Genomic DNA, 18,210 nt, shown 5'->3' with positions numbered 1-18,210 from the left:
GATGGTAGTCAAACATGCCTCGTCCATCTCCCAAATGCCGGATACCTTGCTGCTCCTGTGTGAGTACCGGGCCAAGAATCGCCTGGTGCAGGGTTTCTATGCGATACGCGACCTGATCCCGGCTTCCGGAAACCCGGGCACTGAACGTTCATAGCAACCCCGATCAGCCGGCCTTTGTGGCGAGAGAGCTTGCTCCCTCGCCACAAAAGCAGTCCGATGCGCCTTGAGCGTCATCAGACCGTACGCGAATACTGGACTGTCTGGCCTGCCTCCAGGTATGCATCGAACGCCATGGCCACGTTGCGCATCATCAATTGGCCCTGGGGCAACAGCACCAGCTCATCGTCGCGAATGTCCAGCAACCCGTCGCGCACCAGCTCCTGGAGTCGTTCCAGGGCATCGGCGAAGTATTCGCCAAATCGAATGCCGAAGGCGTTGTCTATCCGGTCGAAGTCGATGCGCCCATGGCACATCAGCTCGCTGATGACCTCACGCCGCAGGCGGTCATCGTCGCTCAGCCGATAGCCGCGCTGCACCGGTAGCAGGCCTTGATCCAGCCAGGCGTAATACTGGGAAAGCTCCTTGACGTTCTGGTTGTAGCTGTCACCCACCTTGCCGATCGACGACACCCCCAGGCCAATCAGGTCGCAATCGGCGTGGGTGGAATAGCCTTGGAAATTGCGCTGCAAGGTGCCCTGGGCGCGGGCGCGCACCAGTTCGTCATCTGGCAAAGCGAAATGGTCCATACCGATGTAGACGTAGCCGGCTTCGGTCAGGCGATTGATGGTCAGTTCCAGCAACTCCAGCTTGCGCTCGGGCGGCGGCATGTCTTCGGGGCGGATCATCCGTTGCGCCCGCACCCGTTGCGGCAGGTGGGCGTAGCTGTAGGCCGCGATCCGGTCCGGACGCAGGGCGATGATCTTGCTCAAGGTGACATCGAAACTGGCGATGGTCTGCAACGGCAGGCCATAGATCAGATCGACGCTGACGGATTTGAAGCGCGCCCGGCGCGCGGCCTCCACCAGCTCGACGACCTGGGCCTCGCTTTGCACCCGGTTGACGGCAATCTGCACCTGGGCATCGAAATCCTGGACGCCAAAGCTCAGGCGATTGAATCCCAGTTGGCGCAGGCCTTGGATCTGTTGTGCATCGATGGTCCGCGGATCGACCTCGATGGAAAACTCATGGGCGTCGCTGTCATCCATGTCGAACGACTGGTGCAGGCAATCCATCAGGTCGGCCAGTTGCCCATGGGTCAGGTAAGTCGGCGTGCCCCCGCCCAAATGCAACTGGGTCAGTTTGCGCGAGCGGTCGAACAAGGCCGCTTGCAGGGCTATTTCGCGCTTGAGGTAGGTCAGGTATTCGGCGGCGCGATGGGTCTTGCGGGTGATGATCTTGTTGCACGCGCAGTAATAGCAAAGGCTCTGGCAGAACGGGATATGGATGTACACCGACAACGACTTGGGCTGCGCAGCCTCGTGACTGCGCTGGGCGGCCTGGCGGTACTCGTCCATGGCAAAGGCCTGGTGGAACTGCGGGGCCGTCGGATAGGAGGTGTAGCGCGGGCCCGGGCGGTCGTATTTCTCCACCAGGGCACGATTGAAACCGGAGGCAGTCGTCATGAAGGGTTCAACTTTTCAAAAGCGTGTGGGCTTGCCTCATCCGGTGCCGGGTCGAACAGGTTGCAGATCGCATCCACGTTCAAGCGCCCGGCGGGCAAGATGCCGATAAACCGGCTCGTCAGTTCGATCAATCCCTGATCATGCAACGCTTCCAGCAACGGCCAGACGGACGCGAAGTGCTCGCGAAACACCAGGCCGAAACGCGCTTCGATGGCCGGTATGTCCAGCTCCAGGTCACAGGAAAGCTGCTCGGTCACGCTCGCGCTGACCAGGTCCTGGGCTTCACAACGCCAGCCACTACACACCGGCAACTGCCCGGCATCCAGTTGCTGGCAATAGCGAAGCAGGTCGTCGGTGTTCTGTACGTACAGGTGCTCGATCTGAGTGATGGCCGACAAACCGAAGCCCACGTGGTCACAGCAACCGTGACGGGTAAAACCCTGGCAATTGCGATGCAGGCGTCCGTGCTCCTGGGCTACCGCCAGGTCATCGTCGGCCCTGACGAACTGGCCCAGGCCGATGTAGTGATAACCGGCGCCGATCAACTGTTCGCAACAGATGCGCCGCATGGCGTCCTTGTCGGCCGTGCTGCAAAAGGCGCCAGCCACTCCGGCATTCTTCGAGCGATAACGATAAGGCGCGCGGGCATAGTCGAAAACGTGCAGCCGGTCCGGTTCCAGTTCGATCAGCGTCGCCAGTTTCAGGGCGAAACTGTTGGGCGTCTGCCAGGCGTGGCCGTAGCCCAAGTCAATGTTGATGGAGCGAAAACCAAACGTGCGCGCCGCATCGATCAGCGAATGGATCGGCGCCGGGTTCTGGTAGCAATCGACCGACAGCTCGCTGTCGACGCCAATGTCGGGCACGCCGATGCTGACATGGGTGAAACCCTGGTCACGGATCAGGCCCATGGTCGACCAGTCGGTGTGATGCAGGTCCACTTCGATGCTGTGATCGGCACCGTCGTACTCGCTGAAGTCGAAGCGCTTGCGCAGATCGCTCATCAGCTTCTGCAAATGAGCGATCACCGGTGTACCACCGGTCAGGCAAAACTGCTCGACGCGCCGCCCTGCCCCCAGGTGGCAACCGACCAAACCCATTTCATACGCCAGGCGCTGCAGATAGCCCTCGATCTCGCCGCATCGGCAGTCGCTGGCAAGGGGCGAACACGACGCCAGCCGCAAGCGCGAAGGCAGGTGCACCGCCACGGATAGGGGCCGTCGTTTCTGGCGGCTGGTGCGCAACCCCCGAAGCAGGTCGAGGGACCCGATGCCGGCGTGGAATCTACGCGTACCGACTGGGCAATCGAAATCAGCCACCCGTGGGGCACGTCCCGAGGGGCGCTCAACGAGGGTATGGAACGGGTCGAACATGACAATCTCCGAGTGACTGTGCAGGGGCAGTTTGCGCGCTAACCCGCCGGGCCACCTTGACCTGTATCAAGCGCCTTGGCCCCCGCCGCCAGCGCTTACCAGGTGATGTAGAACATGCCCTTGGCCAGCAGCACGATCGCCACCATGTGCAGGAACACGCTGACATGGATGATGTGCACGTAGCGGGCGTTCATGCGGGCGCGCTTGAACAGCCACATGGCCCAGAGGAAATGTCCCAGCACACTGCCCGCCAACAGGATCTTCAGCCCCAGCAGTACACCGAAGGGCGACTGCAACGGCGACGACAATGCCGGCCAATAGCGCAGCCAGACCATGCCGCCGCCGGCGCCGAACAGCACCAGCAGCACCCATGGCATCAACTGTCGGGCGCGCCGGCTGATGCCCTGCTCCAGCAACACCATGACCTTGGCGGGCAATTGCTTGCGGATGCTTTCCAGGAACAGGACCTCGAAGAACACCGTGCCGATGAACACCAGCGCGGCAAACAGGTGCAAGGTCAGGAACAGCGGATAACTCATTGGGGGCCTCGGTCGCCCCTTTCAGCAGGGGCGCTGGTTTATTCGAGGTTATCCCGCGGGCCCGGAAGTGGGGTTGATGCCAATCAAGGAAACCGCATGCCAGCCATATCAACGAACCCTGTGGGAGCGAGCTTGCTCGCGATAGCGGTGTGTCAGTCCACATCGATGCAGCTGATCCGACGCTATCGCGAGCAAGCTCGCTCCCACAGTCGGCGTCGTCAGGCGCGGGAAAGCGTCAACAGAACGTTGCTCTTGCGCACATTCCACACAACCGCTGATCAGTTAGTCCGGCTTTTTGACACTTTCCCCGATATGCGGTCACAACTTTTGCGCTCCGTTGGGTCATAACACGAAGGTCGTCGATGGAATGTTGACGTCTACCTAGGTTTAAGCCTGATACGGAGATAAGCTCATGATTTTCAACGTACAAAATTTTGGCGCCAAAGGAGATGGCATCACAGACGACACAGCAGCCATCCAGAGTGCGATCGATGCAGCGGCCGCGGCCGGCGGTGGGCAGGTGTACATGCCCACCGGCACCTACATCGTTTCGGGGGGTGAGGAACCTTCCGACGGCTGCCTGATGCTCAAGAGCAACGTCTATCTGTACGGCGACGGCATGGGCGACACCACGGTCAAGCTGGCCGATGGCTCCGACACCAAGATCACCGGCATCATTCGCTCGGCCTATGGCGAGGAAACCCACGATTTCGGCGTGAGCAACCTCACCATCGACGGCAACCGCGACAGCACCACCGGCAAGGTCGACGGCTGGTTCAACGGCTACATTCCCGGCGAAGAAGGCTACGACTCCAACGTCACCCTCGACAGCGTCGAGATCAAGGATTGCTCCGGGTACGGTTTCGACCCCCACGAGCAAACCGTCAACATGGTCATCAAGAACAGCGTGTCCCACGGCAACGGCCTGGACGGTTTCGTCGCCGACTTCCTCAGCGACAGCACCTTCGAAAACAACGTCGCCTACAACAACGACCGCCACGGTTTCAACGTCGTCACCAGCACCCACGATTTCACCCTGACCAATAACGTCGCCTACGACAACGGCGGCAATGGCATCGTGGTCCAGCGCGGCAGCGAGGACATTCCCTCGCCCAGCAACATCACCATCACCGGCGGCGAGGTATACGGCAACGGCGCCGAAGGGGTGCTGATCAAACTCTCCAGCGAAGTGACCGTCACGGGCGTCGACATCCATGACAACACCAGTGCCGGGATCCGCATCTACGGCAGCAACCACGTCGAGGTCATCGACAACACCCTCAACAACAACTCCCTGGGCAGTGCCGTACCGGAAATCATCATCCAGTCCTACGACGACACCCTGGGCGTGTCTGGCAAGTACTTCAACGGCAGCGATAACCTCATCCAGGGCAACATCATCAGCGGCAGCGACCTGTCGACCTACGGTGTTGCAGAGCGCAATGAAGACGGCACCGACCGCAACGCCATCATCGCCAACACCATCAGCCACACCAGCAAGGGCGCCACGCTGGTCTATGGCGACGGCAGCTACGTCAGCGCCACGGTACCGATGACCACCGTACAAGGCACTCCGGGCAACGACACCCTGCTCGGCAGCGCCGCCAGCGAGATTTTCTATGGTGGCGCGGGCAACGACACCATCAATGGCGCGGCCGGTGGCGACATCCTCGTCGGGGGCGCAGGCGTCGACAAACTCACCGGCGGCACCGGCGCCGATACGTTCCGGTTCGTCGCTCAGTCGGACAGTTACCGCAACGCGACCACCAGCTTCGATGACACCATCACCGACTTCGATGTCACCCAGGACAAGATCGACCTCGCCGGCCTCGGCTTCACCGGGCTGGGCAATGGCCGTGGCGGCACCCTGCAGGTCAGCTACAGCGCCAGCAACAACCGCACCTACATCAAGGACTTCGACGCCGATGCCAGTGGCAATCGCTTCGAGCTGATCCTCTCGGGGAACCTGGCCAGCACCCTGACGGCGAGCAATTTCATTTTCAATCGCGTGATCACGGGCACCAGTGGCAGCGACTCACTGCTGGGTAGCGATGCAGCCGACACCTTGCTCGGCCTGGCGGGCAATGACAGCCTCAGTGGCGGCGCCGGCGACGACAAGCTCGACGGCGGTGCCGGCATGGACACCCTCACCGGTGGCGCTGGGGCGGATACCTTTGTGTTTGCCAATCGCCTGGACAGCTACCGCAACTACAACACCGGTGGCGCCAACCTGGGCGACCTGATCACCGACTTCAACGTCAGCGCCGACAAGATCGACCTCTCGGCCATGGGTTTCACCGGCCTGGGGGATGGCAAGAACAACACCGTGTACCTGGTGCTCAACAGCGCCGGCACCAAGACCTACATCAAATCCCTGGAGGCCGACGCCAATGGCAACCGCTTCGAAGTGGCGCTGGACGGTAATTACCTCAACACCCTGACCAGCGCCAACTTCGTCTTCGCCACCACGTCGCCGACCAACCAGGCGCCCGTGCTGGCTACGCCGCTGGTGGATCAGAACGCCACCGAAAACACCCCGTTCAGCTACGTGGTGCCGGCCACCAGCTTCACCGATCCGGATAACGACAGCCTGAGCTACACCGCCAAACTCGCCAATGGCAGCGCCCTGCCCAGCTGGCTGACCTTCGATGCCGCCACTCGCACCTTCAACGGCACGCCTCCCGACACCGCGTCGGGCACCTACTCGATCCAGGTCACGGCCACCGATGGCAGCAACGCCACCGTCAGTGACAGTTTTACGCTCGCCGTGCAGGACGTCCCCGCCGTCATTGTGATCAATGGTACGCCGAACAACGACACACTGACCGGCACCGCGGCCAATGAACAACTGTTCGGTGGCGCGGGCAACGACACCCTCAATGGCGGCGCCGGCAACGACATCCTGGTCGGCGGCACCGGGGTCGACAAACTCACCGGTGGCACCGGCGCCGATGTGTTCCGCTACACCTCGAAACTCGATAGCTACCGCACCAGTTCCACCAGCGCCAGTGACCAGATCCTCGACTTCGACGTGGCCGCCGACAAGATCGACGTGTCGGCCCTCGGCTATACCGGCCTGGGCAACGGACTCAACGGTACTCTGCAGGTCACTTACAGTTCGTCGAGCAACCGCACCTACCTCAAGGACCTCACGGTCGACGCCAACGGCAACCGGTTCGAGATCTCGATGGCGGGCAACTTCGTCAGCAGCCTGACGGCCAATCACTTCGTCTTCGCCGACCAGACCACCCCCACCAACGTGGCCCCGGTCGTGGCCACCCCACTCCTGGACCAGAACGCCAGTGAAAGCACGCCATTCAAATACACCGTGGCGAGCAACAGCTTCACCGACGCCAACCAGGATGTGCTGACCTACACCGCGACCCTCGCCAACGGCACCGCCCTGCCCACCTGGCTGAGTTTCAATGCCACCAGCCTGACCTTCAGCGGCACGCCAACCAGCACCGCTGCGGGCAACTATGACGTACTGGTTAAGGCCACCGATCCTTCAGGCGCCTCGGTCAGCGACAACTTCAGCCTGGTGGTGGCCGATGCGCCCGCCAACACCATTACCGGCACCAACAACGGCGAAACCCTCAACGGCACGACAGGCGCGGACCTGATCCTCGGCCTCGGCGGTAACGATACGATCAAGGCTGGCACCGGCGCGGACATCGTCGACGGCGGTGCCGGACGGGACTCGTTGTACGGTGGCGATGGCGCCGACACGTTTCGCTACAGCAACCTGTCCGACAGCTACCGCGACTACGACACCGGTGGTGTCACCGCCACCGACACGATTTATGACTTCACCGTTGGCACCGACAAAATCGACGTTTCCGGGCTGGGCTTTCTCGGCCTCGGCGATGGCAGCAACGGCACGTTGTACATGACCCTGAACGCGGCCGGCGACAAGACCTACATCAAGTCCGCCGAAGCCGACGCCGATGGCAATCGCTTCGAGATCGCCCTCAACGGCAACTACCTCAACACCCTCACCGCCAACGACTTCGTCTTCGGCGAGCGTGCCCAGCAGGACATTCTCTACCTGCCCACCCTCGGCCAATCCAATGCGCGCCTGCTGCGCATGACCGAGGACGACGACCAATCCGGCACCTCGATGCTGGTCAATGACCTGAACCGCTACACCACCTACGACGTGCGCAGCCAGTTCACCGATGCCGATGGCAACGGTATCGACATCGCGGTCGGCGGCAGCACCGTCAACGGCCTGTCCACACTCAGCCCCGAGGAACTCCAGCTGTGCTGGTGGTTGACAGACACCAACCAACCCGGGCCGGCACTGTTGCGGGCGGTGACGTTGCTGCGCGACCAGCGCACCGAACTGCAGTCGATCGACAACGTCACCATGGGCATTATCTGGGGCCAGGGCGAGGAAGCCGCCCAGGAAATCGCCCGCGCCACGGACAAGGTCGCGGCGGCAGCGGCCTACAAGGCTGCAACCTTGAAGGTGTTCGATTACCTGCACGCCCAGTTTGGCAATTTCAGTGTGTACCTGATGGAAACCGGTCACTACGAGCAGGATGCGGCGCGGGCCCGGGGTTATTCGGAAGAGAAGATTGCCTCCATCGTCGAAGGCGTCGGTTATGTCCGCGCCGCCCAGGAGGCCATGGCCGCTGAACGCGCCGACGTCAAGCTGGCGGTGGACTACACCGACCTGCCCTTGCGCTACGAAGTCGATCCGCTGGTGTATCCCGACGACGTCTGGCACCTGCACGAGGAATCGGCGGAAATCGTCGGCCAGCGCTTGGCGGATTACATTGCCGATGACCTGGGCTTCCAGGGCAATCCTAACGATAACAACAGCGTGCAGGACATTTTCGACAACGCCCAGAACCAGGGCGGGATGATCTCCGGCACCGACCAGGATGACACCCTGGTGGGCAGCTCGGGCAACGACACAATTGATGGCGACCTGGGCGCCGACACCATGACCGGCGGCGATGGCAACGACATCTACGTGGTCGACAACGCGTTCGACAGTGTGGTCGAAACCAACACCTCGGCCTCGCAGATCGACACCGTACAGGCTTCGGTCAGTTGGACCCTGGGCGCCAACCTCGAAAACCTGGTACTCACCGGCATATCGGAGATCGACGGCACCGGTAACGAGCGGCGCAACTTCATCACCGGCAACGCCGCCCATAACGTGCTCGATGGCGCCGCCGGGGCCGACAGCATGAGTGGTGGTGACGGCAACGACAGTTACTTTGTCGACAATGCCGACGACAGCGTGATCGAGACCAGCAGCAATGCGGTGACGGGGGGCATCGACAGTGTGCACAGCAGCCTGGCCGCCTATACCTTGGGTAACAATGTCGAAAACCTGTACATCGACAGCACCGGCGCCGCCAATGGCACGGGCAACGCGCTGGACAACACGCTGTTCGCCGGCGCCGGCAACAACATCCTGGACGGGCGCGATGGCAACGATACGGTGTCGTTCGAACGAGCCCTGTCCGGTGTTACGGTGAACCTCTCGACGTCTGCGCAACAAAACACCGTGGGTTCCGGGCTCGATACCTTGAAATTCATCGAGAACCTGACGGGAAGCGCCTATGCCGACAGTCTGTCCGGTAACAGCGCGGGGAACATCCTGAATGGCGGTGCAGGCAACGATACGCTGGTGGGCGGTTCGGGCGATGACCGCTTGATCGGTGGCGCGGGCACCGACAACCTCACCGGTGGCACGGGCGCGGACACCTACGCGTTTGGTGCGCTGTCGGACATGGGCGTCGGGGCTTTGCGCGATGTGATCAGCGGTTTCAAGAGCGCGGAGTTCGACAAGTTGGACCTCACCGGCCTGGACGCCAACCCGCTGACCGCCACCGTCGATGCCTTCACGTTCATCGGCAGCAATGCCTTCGATGCCACCAACGCCACCGGCCAGTTGCGCTTCGTCGATGGCATCCTCTCCGGCAGTACCAACGCCGACGCCACCCCCGAGTTCGAATTCGAACTGGTGGGCGTCAAGGAGCTGCACGCCAGCGACTTCACCGCCTGAAGCAAGCCCCCACAAGGGGGCTTGGCCCCCAGATTAGACTGTGGGAGATCAAACTGTGGGAGCGAGCTTGCTCGCGATGACGGCAGCACATCCAGCATGGATGCTCACTGCCCCACCGCTATCGCGAGCAAGCTCGCTCCCACAGGGGGTCGTGCTGTGCCTGAAAGATTGAAGGCAAGCACAGCGCCTGGACAGTTTTTGTGGCGAACTTGAACCCTGGATTGTCTAGAACAAGCTTTGCACCTGTTCGAGCACCGCGCGGTTCATCTGGCCAGTGTGGGTGTGCAGGCTCACATAGCTTTGCAGCATGTCGAGCTTGGTATTGAGCAGGTCCCGGCGGGCCTGGAACAACCGCTGCTGCGCATCAAGAATATCCACCGTGGAACGCACGCCACCCTGGAAACCTTTTTCCGTCGACGTCAGTGCTCGCTGGTTGGACTCTACCGCCCGCTGCATGGCCTTGCTCTTGGTGAACCCGGCGACGACGCCCAGGTAATCAGCCTCGATGTCCTCGGCCAGTTGTTGGCGCTGCACATCGTAGTCGGACTGGGCACCAGCCAGTTGTGCTTCGGCCTTGGCCACCGAGGCCCGTACCGCCCCGCCGCGATACAGCGGAATGTCCAGCTGCACGCCCACGTAATAGGTGTCCTGGCGCGGATCGAGTTCCTGGTATTGACGGGTTTCCCGGCGGGTCAATTGAGTGGTCAACGACAGGGTCGGATAATGCCCGGCGCGCTGACTGTCGGCCTGGGCTTCGGCGACTTTCACCGCTGCCAGCCGGGCGGCCAACTCGGGGCTGGCCTGGCGGGCAATCGCCGTCCAGTACGGCAAGTCCTGCTCCGGCGGGATCGGGCTACCGGCGGCCAGTTCTTCGCGCATCGGTTGGATGTCATCGATGGGCACGCTGGCCCGCCCGGACAAAGCTCGCAAGGCGGCCACGCGGCGCGCCTGGGCTTCAGCCTCCTGGGCCTGCACCAGGTCGAGCCGCGCCTGGGCCTCATCGATATCGGTGATCGCGCCCTGGCCGCCCTCGTACAGTTTTTTGCTCTGGATGACCAAGCCTTGGATGGCCGCCTTTTGCTGCTGGATCAGCTTGATCTCGTTCTCGGCCCGGGCAACGTCGAAATACCCCTTTGCCACCCGGTCATACAAGGTCTGACCGGCCACGTCGAACACCTGGGTACCCAGTTGCCCTCGCGCCTTGCCTTCCTGGTACGCCGCCCAGCGGGCCTTGTCGTAGAGCGGCTGCTGCGCCGCCAGGGTGACGTTGTTCGCCTGGTAATCATTGCTGTTGACGTAAGTGCTGTCGTCACCGCCGTCGGTACGTCCGCCGTAGCCGTAGCGCGAGGTCAGCGACACTTGCGGGTAGAGGCCTCCACGGCCGATGTCCTCTTCATGCCGCGAAGCTTCAAAAGCGTGAGCCGCCGATTGCACGGTCGGATCGTTGAGGCGCGAAGCGTCGTAGGCGGCAGTGAGGCTCAGGCCACCCTCGGCGGCCCACAGCGGATCGATCAACGCCCAACCGGTGTACAGGCCCAGCAACACACGCCAACGGTAGCGGCAACGGTCGACCATGCTCATTCCTCCTTGAAGGCTGCCAGCAAGCGTTCACGCAAAGGCTTCATCAGGTAATTCATCAAGGTGCGTTCGCCCGTCACCACCGTGACATCGGCGAGCATGCCGGGGCGCACCTGCAGGCCGGCGCTCTGCAACGCGACCACAGTGTCGGCGGGAATCTCGACCTTGGCGGAGAAGTACGGTTGGTGCGTCTGCTCATTGATCAACTGATCAGCCGACACCGTCGTCACCGTGCCGGTCACCGTGGGTGTATCCACCCGTTGCAGCGCGGTGAAATGCACATGCACCGGCAGGCCCGGGCGCAGTTTGTTGGCCATCAGCGGCTCGAAGCGGGCGGTGATCGCCATCGGCGCATCCAGCGGCACCACCTGCATCAGGGTCTGGCCGGCCTGCGCAACGCCACCGACCGTATGAATGCTCACGTCCATGACCTGCCCGGCCACTGGCGCGCGGATCGCACCGTTGTCGACTTCAAACTGCAAGGCCCGGATCTGATCGGCATAACCGGCCGCCTCGGCCGAGACTTCGCTGAGCTGGGTTTCGGCATCGCGGCGGAACTCCTGCTGCGCCTGCAAGGCCTTGAGCCGGCTTTCGTTGATCGCCTGCCGGGTCCTGCCGACATCGCCCACCCCAGAAGCGATCTGCCCCGCCAACTGGGCCGCGTTACGCTCGGCCTCGAACAGTTTGTTGCGCGGAACGTAGCCTTCCCGGGCCAGGTCACGCAGGCCTTCAAGCTCTTGCTGCTGGAAGCGCATCTGCGCGTCGTAGTTGCGCTTGACGCCTTCGTAGCCAAGCAGTTGTTGCTGCAATGCCGCGGCTTCGTGCTCGATGATCTGCAAGCGGCTGCCCAGCTCCGCACGACGGGTGATGAACAACTGGCTCTGCAACGCCATGGCCGCCTTGACCCGTGGCTCGTCGGCGTGGGCCAGCAGTTCCGCGGGCCATTGGATCTCGGCGCTGCCCAGGCGCTCGGCAATCAAGCGCGCCTCGACGCTGCGATCATTGAGCAGCTTGCCCAGGGTCACGTCCAGTTGCGACTGCGCCTGCACCGTGTTGAGTTGCACGAGCAATTGCCCCTGGGTGACGCGGTCGCCATCGCTGACCAGCAGCTTTTCCACCACCCCGCCGACCAGCGACTGCACCGCCTTGCGCTCCCCCGCCACCACCACGGTGCCGCTGCCTACCACGCCCTGATCGAGTGGCGCCAGGCAGGCCCAAAGCAGGAAACCACCCAGCGTCAGGACCAGGAACCCCACACCATACCGCGCTGCACGCCCGGCATCGGTCCTGGCACTGGGCAGCGCCAGGGTGTTGCGCACGCTCAGCCCCTGCTCGCTGTAAGCGTGTGCCTCTGGGATCAGATCACGCATCTTTGCCAGCCTCCCTGACCGTGGCCGGTCGCGGCCCGGGCATCAATGCCTTGAGCACCCGGTCCCGAGGGCCGAACGCCTGTTGAGTACCGTCCTTGAGCACCAGGATGTGATCGACCACCGCCAGCACACTGGGCCGGTGAGTGATCAACACCACGGTGCTGCCGGCCGCCTTGAGCGCACTGATCGCCTGGACCAACGCCAGCTCGCCGGCGTCATCGAGATTGGAGTTGGGCTCATCGAGCACGATCAGTGACGGCCGCCCATAGAGTGCGCGAGCCAGGCCTAGGCGTTGTTTTTGCCCACCGGACAAGCCAAGTCCGCCGGGGCCCAGCGGCGTGTCGTAGCCCTTGGGAAACCTCAGGATCATTTCGTGGATACCGGCATGCCGTCCGGCGGCGATGATTTTGTCGGCGTCCTGCTCACCGAAACGGGCGATGTTGTCGGCGACCGTGCCGTCGAACAACTCGATGTCCTGCGGCAAGTATCCAAGGTGCGGCCCCAGGGCGTCGTGGGACCACTGGCTGATCTCGGCATCGTCCAGGCGCACCGACCCGCCCATGGCCGGCCAGACCCCGACCAGAGCCCGGGCCAGCGTCGATTTGCCGCTGGCACTGGGCCCGACCACGGCCAGCACGTCGCCCTTGGCGAGGCTGAAATTGATCCCGCGCAGGATCGGCTGCGAAGCACCCGGCGGGCCGACATACAACTGTTCCAGGCGCACCGCGCCGGTGGGCGGTGGCAACGGCATGCGCAGGCGCTCACGCGGGTGCTGGGCCAGCAATTGGCTCAGACGCTGGTAGCTCTGGCGCCCGGCGTTGAATTGCTTCCACGAGCCGATGGCGATTTCCACGGGCGCCAGGGCTCGCCCGAGCAACAGCGACATCGCAATCATCATGCCCGCCGACAGTTGCCCTTCGAGCACCAGCAAGGCCCCCAGCCCCAAGGCCAGGGACTGCCCGGAGATCCGCACGAAACGCGTCGCCGAAGTGATGCGCGCGCCGCGGTCGCTGGCATGGGCCTGGGCGGCAATGATGCGTTGCTGCAGCAGGCTCCAGCGCTGACGCAACGGCCCGAGCATGCCCAGGGCCTGGATGACTTCAGCATTGTGCAGCGTGCTGTTGACGTAAATCGACGACTGAACCCCCAAGCGATTGGCTTCGCCCAGGCGCGCGCGCGTCGCCAGTTCGCCCCACAGCGCCAAGCCGATCAGCACCAGGGCGAGCACCAGCGTCAGCACGCCGAACCAGGGATGAAAGATGAACGCCACCAGCAGGAAGATCGGCAGCCAGGGGGCGTCGAGCAATGCGATCAAGCCCTGCCCAGTGATCAACTGGCGCAACGTCGCCAGGTCGCTGAGCACCTGCGCCGGGTTGGCGTTGTGTTCGCGCAGGCTGCGGGCGAAAGCCGCGTCGAAGACCCGCTCGCCCAAGGCATCGTCCAGCCCCGCGCTCATACGGATCATCACCTCACCGCGCACCCACTCGATCAGGGCACTGAACATGAACAGTCCCAGGGCCATCAAGGTGAGCATGAACAAGGTGGTTTCGTTGCGGCTGGTCAGGACCCGGTCGTAGACCTGCATCATGTACAGCGATGGTACCAGTACCAGCAGATTGATCACGCCACTGAACAACGCCAGGGCCCAGAATACCCGGCGGTAGCTCAATAAGGCAGCATCGATGTCATGACGCGGATCGAGTAGAAACCCCATGGGAAATCGCCTGCAAAAGAAATTGTCGGTCCAGGACGCAATCCATCGCGAGGCTCTTTTCACCGAGGGAGCTCGAGAAAAAACTATCCAGCTGACGTGCCGATACCAGGGACGCTCCTCATCCCTACAGGCGCCAATTACTGACAACGCGGCTGCGGGTTAGTGCCGGTTCGCAAGGCTGGGTTTGCAAGTGGGTGACAGGCGGAAGGGCCGCGCTTCAAGACTGAGGTTTTTGCGTCTTGAATGGGCTTGAAAGGCGGTTTTGTTGACGCCAGTAACGTGGCGTCAACAGGGCAAAAATACGGGGCTAACCGAGGGAAGCGACACGCTCAGGCTGGGGCGAATGCCGCGACGTCGCCAGGCCGATAAAGGAAATGATCAGCGCCAGGCCCAGGGTGGTACTGACCTCGCTGCGGTGCTCGGGGGTGATCATCATGACCGCCAGAGCCGCCGAGATGAACACGATGACCAACCAGGTCAGCCAAGGGAACAGCCACATGCGAAAAGGCAGCTCGATGTTCTGCCGTTGCATCATTCGGCGCATGCGCAGTTGCGAGATGGCGATCACCAGATACACCAGCAAGGCGATGGCGCCGGAGCTGGCGAGCAGGAACTGGAACAGGCCGGCGGGCATGAAGTAGCTGAACAACGTGACACCCGCGCCCAACACGGTACTGGCAATCACCGCGGACCGTGGTACGCCGGCCGAGGACGTGACCTTCAAGGCCTTTGGCGCATCGCCCCGGCGCCCCAGGGAGTACAACATCCGCGAGGCGATATAGATCGAAGAGTTCATGCAACTGGCCACGGCGATCAGCACCACCATATCCACCAGGAATTTGGCGTGGGGAATGTTCATCAGCTCCAGGGCCCGCTGGTAGGAACCGACTGAAGCCAGGAGCGGATCGTTCCAGGGCACCACGGAAATGACCACGAAGATCGACAGCAGGTAGAACACGCCGATACGCCAGATCACCGAACGAGTGGCCTTGGCAATGTTCTGCGCAGGGTTATCGGATTCGGCGGCGGCGATCGTCACCGCCTCTGTACCGATGAAGCTGAACATGATGGTGATGAACGCGCCCACCACCGCCGACAGGCCATTGGGGGCGAACCCGCCATGCTCCTCCATCAACCGACTCAGGCCGCTGGCCTCGCGCTCGGGAATCCAGCCCATCAGCACCGCGAAACCCAGGGAGATGAAGCCGATGATCGCCACGACCTTGGCCATGGCGAACCAGAACTCGAACTCACCGTACTTCGACACGCTGAACAGATTCGTCACGGCCAGCAGCACGATCGACACCGAGGCGAACAGCCAGGCATCGACGGCGGGAAACCATTGATTGAGCACATGACCGGCGGCCAACGCTTCGATGGGAATCACCAGCACCCAGAACCACCAGTAGAGCCAACCGATGGTGAAGCCTGCCCAGCGTCCGATGGCCTGGTCGGCATAGGTGGAGAAGGAGCCGGTGTCCGGGTTGGCGACGGCCATCTCGCCCAGCATGCGCATGACCAGGACCACCAACAGCCCGGAAAACAGATAGGCCAGCATGACGGCCGGGCCGGCGGCGGCAATGGCATGGCCCGATCCCACGAACAGACCCGCACCGATGATTCCGGCGATGGACAGCATGGTGACGTGACGAGGCTTGAAGCCCTGTGCCAGATGGCCGTTCGAGTCCTTGAAGCTGGGGCTGGTCATTTTTTTTATTCTCTTGTGATCGAACATTGAGACGCGCGCAGGGACAGTCGGTGTTGCTGGTTTTCCCGCCCCTCCTGGAAGCGGCACCGTTTGGTTGTGTTGATCCACCCTGGGCGAACGTGCGCACTTGCGGTGAAAAGTCGCGCCACGTTACCTGCCTTCCCTCTCGCGTCAGTTACCTGAACGCGCCATCTCTGTGCCTGATTTCGCCACGTGGGGCATGGCGTTTTGCCTCTTGCCAGGCGTCTGGACCGCGGCATCCAGCTACGTCGTCGAGGGGCGGTAACGAAATAAACCCTTTAAAAACTTTACTGGGTTAAGTATTTTGCATGCCTATGCCCGGCCTGTTGCTAACCGCAAACCCTGTGGGAGCGAGCTTGCTCGCGATGGCGGTGTTTCAGTCGACTTGAATGCGGCTGATCCAGCGCTATCGCGAGCAAGCTCGCTCCCACAGGAGTGCCATGGCCTTTACCTTTTCTTTTCGACAAGGACCTCCCGTGAGCGGACTGCGTGAACGTCAAAAAGCCGAACGCCGGCAAGCCATCAGCAAGGCGGCGGTCGAACTGTTCGAGCGCCAGGGTTTCCAGAACACCACCATCGAACAGATCGCCAGCCAGGCCGGCGTATCGGCTCCCACGGTGTTCAAGTACTTCGGCAACAAGCAGGAAATCATCCTGGAAATCCTGCACGACGCCGACCAGCGTGCGCTCACGGACACCCGCAGCCAGATGCCTGAAATCGAGGACCCGGTTGAAGCGCTGTGTTATCTGGAGCGGCTGTTGACCGGTTACGCAATGGAGGTCATGCACCCGAGCCTGTGGCGCGAGTTGCTGCCGCTGATCCTGTTTGGTGGCGATAACGGGTTGCCCGAGGGGTATCGCGCCATGAACGATGCGCTCAGGGCCGAGATCAGTGGTCTGATCAGGGAATTACAACAGGCCGGCAAATTACGCGCCGACCTGGACGTCGACCTCGCCGCGTTCCTGTTGAACGACTATTCGCACTTACAGCTGTTCAGGCTGGTCAACCAGGAACAACCGGATATCGAGGCACACTCCACCCAGGTCCGGCGGATCACCGAATTGCTCTTCCTGGGCATGCGCGCCTGAGGGCGTCACCCACCAATACGGACCCGGCGCCGCAACGCCGGGTCACGCTGATCAGCGATGGGTCTTGATGCCGATCCAGGTGCGGGTGCGAATCCGCTCCACGGCGGCCGGCACTGGCTCCAGGGCGAACAGGGTCTTGCGCGCCTCGTCCGGCACATACATGGCGGGGTTGTTGCGAATGTCGGCATTGACCAACGCCGTGGCTTCCTTGTTCGGGTTGGGGTAACCGATCTTGTTGCTGATCCGCGCGATGACATCGGGACGCAAGATGTAATTGATGAACGCGTAGGCCTCCTTGGCATGAGGCGCGTTGGTGGGGACCATCATGACGTCCGACCACATCGGCGCACCTTCCTTGGGCAGCGCCATCTCTACCTTGACCCCCTTCCCTGCGTCTTCGGCCAGTCGCTTGGCCAGGGCCACCCCACCGGACCAACCCACCCCTACGCAGATCTCGCCGTTGGCCAGGTCCATGCCATAGCGCGACGAGTTGAAGTAGGTGATGTAGGGCCGGACCTTGAGCATGGCCGCCTGCGCCTTTGCGTAGTCCTCACGTTTCTGGCTGTTGGGGTCCAGCCCTTCGTAGTGCAAGGCAATGGGTACGATCTCGTTGGCGGCGTCCAGCAGACCGACGCCACAACTGGCCAGCTTGGCCATGTTCTCTTCCTTGAAAAGGATGTCCCAGGTGTTCATTTGCACATCGGCACCCAATACCTGGCGTACCTTGTCGACGTTGTAGCCGATCAGGGTCGTGCCCCACAGGTACGGCGCTGCATAGCGGTTGCCCGGATCGCCCACCGCCTCCAGGGACTTCATGAACTCGGGGTCCAGATGCTGCCAGTTCGGCAACTGGCTGCGGTCCAGGGGCTGGACGGCGCCGGCGGCAATCAGGTGACTGACGTTGGAGCTGCTCGGGTAGACCACGTCATATCCGGAGTTGCCGGTCAGGAGCTTGGACTCCAATGTCTCGACACTGTCGAAGACGTCGTAGATGGGACGGATGCCGGTTTCCTCTTCGAAACTCTTGAGGATTTCAGGCGGCAGGTACTCGATCCAATTGTAGATCCGCACCGTCCGCTCTTCGGCCAGGCTCGCGCCACTGACCAGCATCGAAACGACAGCGCCCAGCAAGGTGTTGCGCAAAAGCATATTCATTATCAAACACTCCAGCGCGG

The 18,210-nt window shown here is 62.3% G+C and carries 11 protein-coding genes; 3 read left to right on the top strand and 8 right to left on the bottom strand.

All coding sequences use genetic code 11. The features are described from left to right. The first annotated feature begins 1 nt into the window (after position 1). Entirely contained in the window at positions 2-154 is a 153-nt protein-coding gene (locus IB266_RS07790) for a hypothetical protein (RefSeq protein WP_412548291.1), read from the top strand. Between the two features lie 79 nt (positions 155-233). Here the strand turns inward: IB266_RS07790 and hemN are convergent, their stop codons facing one another. From hemN to IB266_RS07775, 3 genes are all read right to left on the bottom strand, one after another. Then, on the bottom strand, positions 234-1,622 hold the full coding sequence (hemN, locus tag IB266_RS07785) for an oxygen-independent coproporphyrinogen III oxidase (protein WP_192260802.1): 1,389 nt from the start codon (positions 1,620-1,622) through the stop codon (positions 234-236). Continuing rightward, the gene (locus IB266_RS07780) at positions 1,619-2,992 is read right to left on the bottom strand and encodes a coproporphyrinogen III oxidase (RefSeq protein WP_192260801.1); all 1,374 of its coding nucleotides are present in this window, start codon (positions 2,990-2,992) and stop codon (positions 1,619-1,621) included. The genes hemN and IB266_RS07780 overlap by 4 nt, the downstream gene beginning before the upstream one ends. Positions 2,993-3,087: 95 nt before the next feature. Then, the gene (locus IB266_RS07775) at positions 3,088-3,531 is read right to left on the bottom strand and encodes a CopD family copper resistance protein (protein WP_192260800.1); all 444 of its coding nucleotides are present in this window, start codon (positions 3,529-3,531) and stop codon (positions 3,088-3,090) included. 412 nt (positions 3,532-3,943) lie between these two features. Between IB266_RS07775 and IB266_RS07770 the strand changes: the two genes are divergently transcribed. Next, a complete protein-coding gene (locus tag IB266_RS07770; RefSeq protein WP_192260799.1) occupies positions 3,944-9,556 on the top strand; it encodes a putative Ig domain-containing protein in 5,613 nt (1,870 codons plus the stop codon). A 225-nt stretch (positions 9,557-9,781) separates the two neighbouring features. Here IB266_RS07770 and IB266_RS07765 read toward each other — a convergent pair whose 3' ends face one another. From IB266_RS07765 to gabP, 4 genes are all read right to left on the bottom strand, one after another. Continuing rightward, complete coding sequence (locus IB266_RS07765; protein WP_192260798.1) at positions 9,782-11,131, bottom strand: TolC family outer membrane protein; 1,350 nt, start codon at positions 11,129-11,131, stop codon at positions 9,782-9,784. Positions 11,132-11,133: 2 nt separating this feature from the next. Beyond that, entirely contained in the window at positions 11,134-12,504 is a 1,371-nt protein-coding gene (locus IB266_RS07760; protein WP_192260797.1) for an HlyD family type I secretion periplasmic adaptor subunit, read from the bottom strand. Then, on the bottom strand, positions 12,497-14,218 hold the full coding sequence (locus tag IB266_RS07755) for a type I secretion system permease/ATPase (RefSeq protein ID WP_192260796.1): 1,722 nt from the start codon (positions 14,216-14,218) through the stop codon (positions 12,497-12,499). Before IB266_RS07755 ends, IB266_RS07760 begins: the two co-directional genes overlap by 8 nt. A 307-nt stretch (positions 14,219-14,525) precedes the next feature. Then, on the bottom strand, positions 14,526-15,926 hold the full coding sequence (gabP, locus tag IB266_RS07750) for a GABA permease (RefSeq protein WP_192260795.1): 1,401 nt from the start codon (positions 15,924-15,926) through the stop codon (positions 14,526-14,528). Positions 15,927-16,423: 497 nt separating this feature from the next. Here gabP and IB266_RS07745 point away from each other — a divergent pair, with 497 nt between their 5' ends. After that, entirely contained in the window at positions 16,424-17,035 is a 612-nt protein-coding gene (locus tag IB266_RS07745; protein ID WP_192260794.1) for a TetR/AcrR family transcriptional regulator, read from the top strand. Positions 17,036-17,086: 51 nt separating this feature from the next. On the opposite strand, the gene IB266_RS07740 is transcribed toward IB266_RS07745, so the two are convergent. Next, entirely contained in the window at positions 17,087-18,190 is a 1,104-nt protein-coding gene (locus IB266_RS07740) for a polyamine ABC transporter substrate-binding protein (protein ID WP_060742655.1), read from the bottom strand. Between the last annotated feature and the right edge of the window lie 20 nt (positions 18,191-18,210).

Origin of the sequence: Pseudomonas sp. Pdm06, from assembly GCF_014851795.1 — a bacterium.
Taxonomy (GTDB): Bacteria; Pseudomonadota; Gammaproteobacteria; order Pseudomonadales; family Pseudomonadaceae; genus Aquipseudomonas; species Aquipseudomonas fluorescens_AA.
This window is presented reverse-complemented; position numbering and strand designations above follow the sequence as displayed.